The organism is Rhodosalinus sp., assembly GCF_041685465.1.
Taxonomy (GTDB): Bacteria; Pseudomonadota; Alphaproteobacteria; order Rhodobacterales; family Rhodobacteraceae; genus Rhodosalinus.
The window spans coordinates 1-9,829 of the sequence record NZ_JAWLFS010000108.1; the positions used below are offsets into that span (position 1 = coordinate 1).

General features: G+C 70.2%; 7 protein-coding genes. 3 read left to right on the forward strand and 4 right to left on the reverse strand.

Annotation, left to right across the window (positions count from 1 at the left end; translation table 11 throughout):
• The coding region (uvrB, locus tag ACESL7_RS08790) for an excinuclease ABC subunit UvrB (protein ID WP_372892944.1) at positions 1-2,161 on the reverse strand (2,161 nt) is incomplete at its 3' end.
• Positions 2,162-2,451: 290 nt separating this feature from the next.
• On the opposite strand from uvrB, the gene ACESL7_RS08795 reads away from it, so the two are divergent.
• Positions 2,452-2,763, forward strand: a complete 312-nt coding sequence (locus tag ACESL7_RS08795; protein WP_372892945.1) for an ETC complex I subunit — start codon at positions 2,452-2,454, stop codon at positions 2,761-2,763.
• Positions 2,764-2,950: 187 nt separating this feature from the next.
• Here the strand turns inward: ACESL7_RS08795 and ACESL7_RS08800 are convergent, their stop codons facing one another.
• Complete coding sequence (locus ACESL7_RS08800; protein WP_372892946.1) at positions 2,951-3,718, reverse strand: PRC-barrel domain-containing protein; 768 nt, start codon at positions 3,716-3,718, stop codon at positions 2,951-2,953.
• A 100-nt stretch (positions 3,719-3,818) separates the two neighbouring features.
• Positions 3,819-5,045, reverse strand: coding sequence for a pyridoxal-phosphate-dependent aminotransferase family protein (locus tag ACESL7_RS08805; RefSeq protein WP_372892947.1), 1,227 nt, complete (start codon positions 5,043-5,045; stop codon positions 3,819-3,821).
• 128 nt (positions 5,046-5,173) lie between these two features.
• On the opposite strand from ACESL7_RS08805, the gene ACESL7_RS08810 reads away from it, so the two are divergent.
• Both ACESL7_RS08810 and ACESL7_RS08815 read left to right on the forward strand, forming a co-directional pair.
• A complete protein-coding gene (locus ACESL7_RS08810; protein ID WP_372892948.1) occupies positions 5,174-5,869 on the forward strand; it encodes a phosphatase domain-containing protein in 696 nt (231 codons plus the stop codon).
• Positions 5,866-7,632, forward strand: coding sequence for an ABC transporter ATP-binding protein (locus ACESL7_RS08815; RefSeq protein WP_372892949.1), 1,767 nt, complete (start codon positions 5,866-5,868; stop codon positions 7,630-7,632). Before ACESL7_RS08810 ends, ACESL7_RS08815 begins: the two co-directional genes overlap by 4 nt.
• Before the next feature lie 129 nt (positions 7,633-7,761).
• Here ACESL7_RS08815 and ACESL7_RS08820 read toward each other — a convergent pair.
• A partial coding sequence (locus ACESL7_RS08820) for an NADP-dependent malic enzyme (RefSeq protein ID WP_372892950.1) occupies positions 7,762-9,829 on the reverse strand: 2,068 nt, incomplete at its 5' end.

Here is a 9,829-nt window from a genome sequence, read left to right on the forward strand (position 1 = left end):
TCACATTCCCCCCACGCTGCCCCGCGCGTCCGCCTGTGGACCGGCCGCGCTTGCCCACGGCCTCGTCGCTCGCCTTCTCCACCGCCTGTTGCCGGGCCAGCGGGTCGTCGTGGACGGCGAGGTCGACCGCTTCGAGCCGCTTGACCTCGTCGCGCAGGCGCGCGGCCTCCTCGAACTCGAGGTTCTCGGCGGCCTTGCGCATCTCCTCGCGCAGGCCGTCGAGGTGGGCCTGCAGGTTGGCGCCGGCCATCGGTGTCTCGACCTGCGCGGTGACGCGGTTCATGTCCACGTCGCCCTTGTAGAGCCCGGCGAGGATGTCCTCGACGTTCTTCTTCACGGTCGCGGGCGTGATGCCGTGTTCCTCGTTGTAGGCGATCTGCTTGGCGCGGCGGCGGTCCGTCTCGGCGATGGCGCGCTCCATGCTGCCGGTCACCTTGTCGGCATACATCACCACCTTGCCCTCGGCGTTGCGCGCGGCGCGGCCGATGGTCTGGATGAGCGAGGTCTCGGAGCGCAGGAACCCCTCCTTGTCGGCATCGAGGATCGCCACCAGCCCGCATTCGGGGATGTCGAGCCCCTCGCGCAGGAGGTTGATGCCCACCAGCACGTCGAAGGCGCCGAGGCGCAGGTCGCGCAGGATCTCGATGCGCTCGATGGTGTCGATGTCGGAGTGCATGTAGCGGACCCTGATCCCCTGTTCGTGCAGGTATTCGGTCAGGTCCTCGGCCATGCGCTTCGTCAGCGTCGTGCAGAGGGTGCGGTAGCCCTTCGCCGAGACCTTGCGCACCTCGTCGAGCAGGTCGTCCACCTGCGTCGCCACGGGCCGGATCTCCACCGGCGGGTCCAGAAGGCCGGTTGGCCGGATCACCTGCTCGGTGAAGACGCCGCCGGTCTGCTCCATCTCCCACGGCCCCGGCGTGGCGGAGACGAAGACCGACTGGGGCCGCATCGCGTCCCATTCCTCGAACTTGAGGGGGCGGTTGTCCATGCAGGAGGGCAGGCGGAAGCCGTGCTCCGCAAGGGTGAACTTGCGCCGGTAGTCGCCGCGGTACATGCCGCCGATCTGCGGCACGCTGACGTGGCTCTCGTCGGCGAAGACGATCGCGCTGTCGGGGATGAACTCGAAGAGGGTCGGCGGCGGCTCGCCCGGTGCGCGGCCCGTCAGGTAGCGCGAGTAGTTCTCGATCCCGTTGCAGGCGCCGGTGGCCTCCATCATCTCGAGGTCGAAGTTGGTGCGCTGCTCGAGGCGCTGCGCCTCGAGGAGCTTGCCCTCGTTCACCAGCTGGTCGAGGCGCTGGCGCAGCTCCTTGCGGATCTGGGTCATCGCCTGCTGAAGCGTGGGCTTCGGGGTGACGTAGTGCGAGTTGGCGTAGATCCGCACGTGGTCGAAGGTGCCGGAGCGCTCTCCGGTCAGGGGGTCGAACTCGGCGATTCCCTCGAGCTCCTCGCCGAAGAAGCTGAAGCGCCACGCCCGATCCTCGAGGTGGGCGGGCCAGAGCTCGATCACGTCGCCGCGCACGCGGAAGGTGCCGCGCTGAAAGCCCTGGTCGTTGCGCTTGTACTGCTGGGCGACGAGATCGGCGATGATCGCGCGCTGATCGTAGCTCTCGCCCGCCTTGAGGTCCTGCGTCATCGCGCCGTAGGTCTCGACCGAGCCGATGCCGTAGATGCAGGAGACCGAGGCGATGATCACCACGTCGTCGCGTTCCAGAAGCGCCCGGGTGGCCGAGTGGCGCATCCGGTCGATCTGTTCGTTGATCTGCGCCTCCTTCTCGATGAAGGTGTCGGAGCGCGGGACATAGGCCTCGGGCTGGTAGTAATCGTAGTAGCTGACGAAGTACTCGACCGCGTTGTCGGGGAAGAAGCCCTTGAATTCGCCGTAAAGCTGCGCCGCGAGCGTCTTGTTCGGGGCGAGGATGATGGCCGGCCTCTGCGTCTCCTCGATGATCTTGGCCATGGTGTAGGTCTTGCCGGTGCCGGTGGCGCCGAGCAGCACCTGTTCGCGCTCGCCGGAGAGGACGCCCTCCGAGAGTTCGGCGATCGCCGTCGGTTGGTCGCCGGCGGGCGCGAAGTCGGTCTGCATGACGAAGCGCCTGCCGCCCTCGAGCTTGGGGCGGGCGCGCACATCGGGGGCAGGGGCGTGCAGCACGGCGTCTGACATCGGGCACTCCTTCGGAGAATCACTAGCTGGCGTCGGCGGGCTGCGATTCAAGACGGGCCGATCCTGTGGAGGGCAATGGATTCCGTTTGCGTCAAGCGACACCTAAGATGTATCATTTACCCGCAAGCAGCTCCTTGGCCTTCGGCCGATCGCACATTACCCACCCCTCGCTCCCCGCGAAAGGCCGGATGGCCAAGGTCTGCCGGTGCCCGACGTCTCGACCGCGGCGGCTCTTGTCGGGCCACGGTCGCTGGTCCATATCTGGCCCGGAACCGACGTGAGAGGATCCCATGCGTGCGCGTATCTACCAACCCGCCCGCTCCGCCACCTCCTCCGGGACGGCGAAGACGAAGCACTGGGTGCTGGAGTTCGTGCCCGAGACCCGGCGCGAGATCGATCCGCTGATGGGCTGGACATCGTCCGCCGACACGCAGGCGCAGGTCCGGCTGACCTTCGACACGAAAGAGGCCGCGATCGAGTACGCCCGCGAGCACGGCATCGACGCGCAGGTCTTCGAGCCGCACAAGCGCCGGACGAACGTGCGCCACCGCGGGTACGGCGAGAACTTCGCCACCGATCGCCGGGGCATGTGGACACACTGACGCCGCCGTCCACGGCCCGAGGTCGCGGGCCTGACGGTCACGTCTGTCGCGTGCGCGGTCACCACGCACCGCCCGGACGGCACGTAAGGTGCGTGCACGCACGCACCCTACCGATGCGCCGGGCGCGCACGGGCCGGCATCCCGAACCGCGGGCCGTCGGGCCCGGGGCCCCTGCGCCGGTCATGCCTCAGCTGCTGAGATCGCCGTAGTCGAAGGTCTCGACCTCGCCGAGATCTTCGGTGCCGTAGGGCATGTCGTAATACGGGCTCCCGGCGGACCAGCCGTAGCCGTCCGTGTAGCCGTAATAGGGATAGGCGCGGTAGCCGACGGCGCCGTAGGTCGCGTTGGGCTGCACCACGACGGCCTCGATCGCGCCGTCCTGCAGGATGAGATCGCTGACGTAGCCGTAGTTCACGAGGCTCTCGCCGTCGTCGCGCAGCCGGGCGTAGTCCCCGATCATCTCGGTGGCGCGCCACGCGCGCGGTGCAAGGGTTTCGTCATCCATCCCGGGGACGGGCTGGTCCTCCATCGTCTGCGGCGCGAAGGCCTCCGCGTCCATCCCGAAGTCCGAGACGTTGTCCTCGGTAACGGGCAGGCGCACCGTGTCGTTTTCCTCGAGGATCTCGATCTGGTCGTAGGGCACGCTCACATGCGTGTCGCCGATGTCCCAGATCCCGCCCACCTCGGCGACCACGGAGATGATCTCGCCCTCCGGGTCGAGGATGATGTCCTCCATGTCGCCGATGCGCTCGCCGGAGGGGTCCTCGACGCGCATGTCGTCGATGAAGCGCTCCGCGCTCATGCCGTCGGCGTAAAGCTCGTCGTAGGTCCAGGTGTTCAGCGGCACGATCTCTGCGGCGTCGATGGGCGAGTCGGGCTCTTCCTGCTCCTGCGCGGCGAGAGGGGCGGCGGCGAGCGCCGTCGTCGCGAGCAGTGCGGTCGTCCTCCGTGTCATGTCGTCCTCCGTGGTTGGGCGATCGGCCCCGTGGGAATCCGGGGCGCTGCGTCCGATCAACGGAGGGACGTTACTGCGGGTTCCGCGGCCTGCAGCCGCCTCAGCCCGCCGCGCGATGGCCCCCCTCGGCCCCGGCGTGGCCGACCACCTCGGCGGCGGCAGCGACCCCGCCGGGCGCGAAGGGGATGTCGAGCGCGTGCATCGCGGCCTCGAGCGAGGCGAGCAGCCCGAGCACCATGTGCGCGTTCAGATGTCCCATGTGCCCGATCCGGAAGAATCCCCCGGCCTCCGGCGTGCCCGGCTCGGCCATGCCGAGACCGATGCCGAGGGTCACCCCGGCCTCGCGCGCCATCCACTCGCGCAGGCGCGCGCCGTGCGGCGCGCCGATCCGAAGCGCCGTGACCGCGTGGCTCCGGTGCGCCGGCTCGGCGATGTTGAGCTCCATCGGCCCGCCCTCGCCCCAGCGCGCGCAGGCGGCCCAGATCGCGCGGGCGAGCGTCGCATGCCTGGCGAGGACGTGTTCCAGCCCCTCCTCGGCGATCATGTCGAGCGCTTCCCGCAGGCCGTAGAGGTGATGCGTCGGCGCGGTGCCGCCGAAATACTGGTAGAACTGCTCCGGCGCGGCGCGCGGCGCCCAGTCCCAGTAGCGCGAGACGCGCGGCAGCCGTGCCCGGGCCTCCGCGGCGCGCGCGTTGAAGAACACGAAGGCCATGCCCGGGGGCACCATCAGCCCCTTCTGGCTGCCCGCCACCATCACGTCCGCGCCCCATTCGTCCATCTCGAAGCGGTCGCAGGCGAGCGAGGCGATGCAGTCCGCCATCAGGAGCGCGCCGTGTCCGGTCTCCTCCAGCACCTGCCGCAGCGCCGCGATGTCGTTGCGCGCGGAGGTCGCCGTGTCCACATGCGTCGCCAGCACTGCGCCGATACGCCCGCCTGCGTCGGCGCGAAGCGCGGCGCGCAAACGCTCCGGGTCGGCCGGGGTGCGCTTGCCGAAGTCGAGAAGCTCCACCTCGTAGCCCATCGCCTCGGCCATCTCCGCCCAGCCGTGGCCGAAGCGCCCCGTGGCCAGCACGAGCACCTTCGCCCCCGGCGCGAGCGTGTTGGCGAGCGCCGCCTCCCAGGCACCGTGCCCGTTCGCGACGTACATGGCCACGTCGCCCGCGGTGCGCGCCACCGCGCGCAGGTCGCGGGCGATGCCGGCGGTCATCTCGATGAGGTCCCCCTCGTAGATGTTGGGGGCCGGGCGGTGCATCGCGGCGAGCACACGATCCGGCACGACCGAGGGGCCGGGAATGGCGAGGTAGGGGCGGCCCTGGGCAAGGCTCATGCTGGCGTCTCCGTCCGTGGCCGCGCGACATTAGCCGTCGCGGTGCCGGCGTCAACGCCCGCCGGCCGCGCTTGCCAGCCCGGGGTGGAGCCTCTACACCGCCGATCAGGATGACGGGTGCGCCTGCGATGCTGATGAGACTGTCCCGCTGGTTCGACCAGACCGAGCGTCGCATGCGTCGCAGTTTCGGTTTCGACATCTCGACCCCGGCGGGGCGCCGGGCCGCCTGCGTGCATTACTGCCTCTTCGACCACGCCTTCCTGCGCACGGTCTGGACCAACTTCTTCGAGATCGCGCCCGGTGTCTACCGCTCCAACCAGCCGACGCACGCGCGCTTTCGCCGCTACCGCGACATGGGCGTCCGGACCGTCATCAACCTGCGCGGCGCCGACCGTTACGCCCACTACCTCTTCGAGCGCGAGAGTTGCACGGCGCTGGGCCTGACGCTCGTCGATACGAAGCTGCGCGCGCGCCGCGCGGTGCCGGCGGACTGGATTCTGGATGTGATCGCGGCGATGCGCCGCGCGGAGCGGCCCTTCCTGTTTCATTGCAAATCCGGCGCCGATCGGGCGGGCTTCGCCGCTGCGGCCTATCTCATGGTCTTCGAGGGCGTGCCGGTCTCCGAGGCGAAGAAGCAGCTCGGCCTGCGCTACATCCACCTGAAATCCACGAAAACGGGCGTTCAGGACTATATCCTAGAGGTCTACGAGGCCCGGCAGGCGCGCGGGCCGATCCGCTTCGAGGACTGGATCGCGCGGGAATACGATCCGCAGGCGATCCAGGCGGGCTTCGACGCGCGCCGCCCGGCCCACGAGGTCGCATGACGGCACCTGACGCGGCGTACACCCGCGGGCTCTTCGCCTGGCTCTGGCGGCGCTACCTCCGGCCGCGCTGGCCGATGCTCTCGGTCGCGCTCGTCTTCATGGCGCTCGAAGGCAGCATGCTCGGGCTTCTGAGCTGGATGATGAAGCCCATGTTCGACCGCATCTTCGTCGGCGGCGACGCCGACGCGATCCCCTGGGTCGGCCTCGCCTTCTTCGCCATCTTCGCCGTGCGCGGGCTGTCGGCCGTCATCCAGCGCGTGCTTCTCACCCGGCTCGCCGAGCTGTCGTCCGCCGACATCCGGCGCGATCTGGTCGGTCACCTGATGCGCCTCGACGGGAGTTTCCATCAGACGCATCCCCCCGGGTACCTGATGCAGCGGATCGAGGGCGACGTGAACGCCCTCGGTCAGGTCTGGCGAACGATCCTGACCGGGGCGGGGCGCGACGCGGTGTCGGTCGTCGCGCTCTTCGCCGTGGCCTTCGGGGTGGACTGGCGCTGGACCCTGATCGCCTGTGTGGGCGCGCCCCTGGTGGTGGTGCCGCTCCTGTTGCTGCAGCGCTACACCCGCGCGCAGGCGCGCCGGGCCCGGGACGTGGCCGCGGGCCTCTCCACCCGGCTGAACGAGATCTTTCTGGGCATCGTGCCGGTCAAGCTCAACACGCTGGAAGAGTATCAGGCCGCGCGCTACGACCGCCTGACGCGCCGGCGCATCGCCACCGAAACGCGGGCCGCGGCCGGCAAGGCGACCATCTCCGGCATGATCGACGTGATGGCCGGCCTCGGCTTCATGGGGGTGCTCTTCTACGGCGGCGGCGAGATCCTCTCGGGGGAGAAGACCGTGGGCGATTTCATGTCCTTCTTCACGGCGATCGGCCTCGCCTTCGAGCCGGTGCGCCGGCTCGGCAACATCGCCGGCGTCTGGCAGACCGCCGCGGCCAGCGTCGAGCGCATTCGCGAACTCCTGTCCCTCGAGCCATCGCTCACCTCGCCGGCGCGCCCGGCCCTGCGCCCCGAGGCGGTGCCGGACATCGTGCTGGAGGACGTGCACCTCGCCTACGGCGACACGCCGGCGCTGCGCGGGGCAAGCTTCACGGCCGAGGCTGCGAAAACGACGGCGCTGGTGGGGGCCTCGGGGGCGGGGAAATCGACCGTCTTCAGCCTGCTGACGCGGCTCGCCGATCCGCAGGCCGGGCAGGTGACGGTGGGCGGTGTCGCGGTGCAGGATCTCGACCTCGGCGACCTGCGGCGCCTCTTCTCGGTCGTCACGCAGGATGCTCTCCTCTTCGACGAGACGCTGCGCGAGAATATCCTGCTCGGGCGCGAGGACGTGGCGCCAGGGCACCTTCAGGAGGTGCTCGACGCGGCGCATGTGAGCGACTTCCTGCCCCGGCTGGCCAACGGGCTCGACACGCCGGTGGGCCCGCGCGGGTCCAATCTCTCCGGCGGGCAGCGCCAGCGTGTTGCCATCGCCCGCGCGCTCCTGCGCGACACGCCGGTGCTTCTCCTCGACGAGGCCACCTCGGCGCTCGACACCGCCTCCGAGAAGGTGGTGCAGGCGGCGCTCGACCGGCTGACCGAGGGGCGCACGACGCTCGTCATCGCGCACCGCCTCTCGACGGTGCGCAACGCGGACCGCATCGTGGTCATGGAGGACGGACGCGTGGTCGAGACCGGGCGGCACGGGGAGCTTCTGGCGCAGGGCGGCGCCTACGCCCGGCTCCACCGGATGCAGTTCGAGGCGCCGGAGAGCTCCGCGGGCTGAACCACCGCGCTCCCGGCTGCGAACGCCCGCGGCGTCCCGGCCCTTCTTCTTGGACGCAAATATCCCGGGGGGTGAGCCCCGGCAGGGGCGAGGGGGGCAGCGCCCCCCTCCGCGACGCGGCGTGGCCCGTCAGCCGTAGTGCGCCACCGGCGTGCCCGCGATCGCGGCCATGTTGAGAAGCCCGCGGGCGGTGATCGCGGGCGTCACGATATGCGCCCGGTTGCCCATGCCCATCAGGATCGGCCCGACTTCCAGTCCGCCGGCCCGCATCTTCAGGATGTTGCGCACGCCCGAGGCCGCGTCGGCATGGGCGAAGACCAGCACGTTCGCCGCGCCCTGCATCCGGTTCTCGGGAAAGACCCGCGCGCGGAGCTCCGGGTCGAGCGCGGCGTCGATGTTCATCTCGCCTTCGTAGGCGAAATCTGCCTCCCGCGCGTCGAGCACCGCCAGCGCCTCGCGCAGGCGCGCGCCGGTGCCCTCGGCCATCGCGCCGAACTGCGACTGCGAGCAGAGCGCGACGTTGGGGGTGAGGCCGAAGCGCCGGACGTGACGCGCCGCGCCCGTCGCCACCTCGGCGATCTGCGCGGGCGCGGGCTCGGTGTGCACATGGGTGTCGGCGATGAAGAGCGGCCCGTCCTCGAGGATCATCAGCGAAAGCGCCCCGTGCGGCCGCAGGCCCCCGCGGCCGAGCACCTGCGTGACGTAGTTCAGGTGCCAGCGGTATTCGCCGAAGGTGCCGCAGATCAGGCTGTCGGCCTCGCCGCGCTGGACCATGACCGCGCCGATCGCGGTGGTGTTGGTGCGCATGATCGCACGCGCGATGTCCGGGGTGACGCCGCGCCGCGCCATCAGCTCGTGGTAGGTCTGCCAGTAGTCGCGGTAACGCGGGTCGTTTTCCGGGTTCACGATCGCGACCTCGCGGCCGGGGCGGATGTCGAGCCCGTACCGTTCTGCCCGGCGCGCGATCACCTCGGGCCGTCCGATCAGGATGGGGGTCTCGGTCGTGTCCTCGAGGATCGCCTGCGCGGCACGCAGCACGCGCTCGTCCTCGCCCTCGGCGAAGACGATGCGCCGGCGCGCGGTCGCCGCGGCCTCGAAGACCGGCCGCATGACGAGCGCCGAGCGGAAGACGCTCGCCTCGAGCCGGCGCTTGTAGGCGTCGAGATCGGCGATCGGCCGCGCGGCCACGCCGCTCTCCATCGCGGCCTTCGCCACGGCGGTCGCCACCACGCCCGAGAGCCGCGGGTCGAAGGGCTTGGGGATCAGGTAGTCGCGCCCGAAGGTCAGCGCCTCGCCGCGGTAGGCCGCCGCCGTCTCGGCGCTGGTGGTCTGGCGCGCGATCTCGGCGATCCCCTCGATGCAGGCGATCTGCATCGCGTCGTTGATCTCGCTCGCGCCCGCGTCGAGCGCGCCGCGGAAGATGAAGGGAAAGCAGAGGACGTTGTTGACCTGGTTGGGGTAGTCGCTCCGCCCGGTGGCGATGATCGCGTCGGGCGCCACGGCGCGCGCCTCTTCCGGCATGATCTCCGGCACCGGGTTGGCGAGCGCGAAGAGGATCGGCGGATCGGCCATCCTCGCCACGTCCCCGGGCGTGAGCACCTTCGGCCCCGAGAGCCCGAGGAAGAGATCCGCCCCCTCGATCACCTCCGCGAGGCTGCGCTTGTCGGAGGCTTGCGCGAAGGCGGCCTTCTCGGGGTTCATGTCCACCTCGCGGCCCTCGTGGACGAGGCCGTGGATGTCGCAGAGCCAGATGTTCTCGCGTTTCACGCCCAGCTTGAGCAGCATGGTCAGGCAGGCGATCCCGGCCGCGCCCCCCCCCGTCGAGACCACCTTGATGTCCTCGAACCGCTTGCCGGTCACGCGCAGCGCGTTGGTGGCCGCGGCGCCCACGACGATGGCGGTGCCGTGCTGGTCGTCGTGAAAGACCGGGATGTTCATCCGCTCGCGGCAGATCCGCTCCACGACGAAACAGTCGGGCGCCTTGATATCCTCGAGGTTGATCGCCCCGAAGGTCGGCTCCAGCGCGCAGACGATCTCGGCGAGCTGTTCGGGCGTGCGCGCGTCGAGCTCGAGGTCGAAGCAGTCGATGCCGGCGAATTTCTTGAAGAGCACCGCCTTGCCCTCCATCACCGGCTTCGCTGCGAGCGGCCCGATGTCGCCGAGGCCGAGCACCGCCGAGCCGTTGGTGACCACCGCC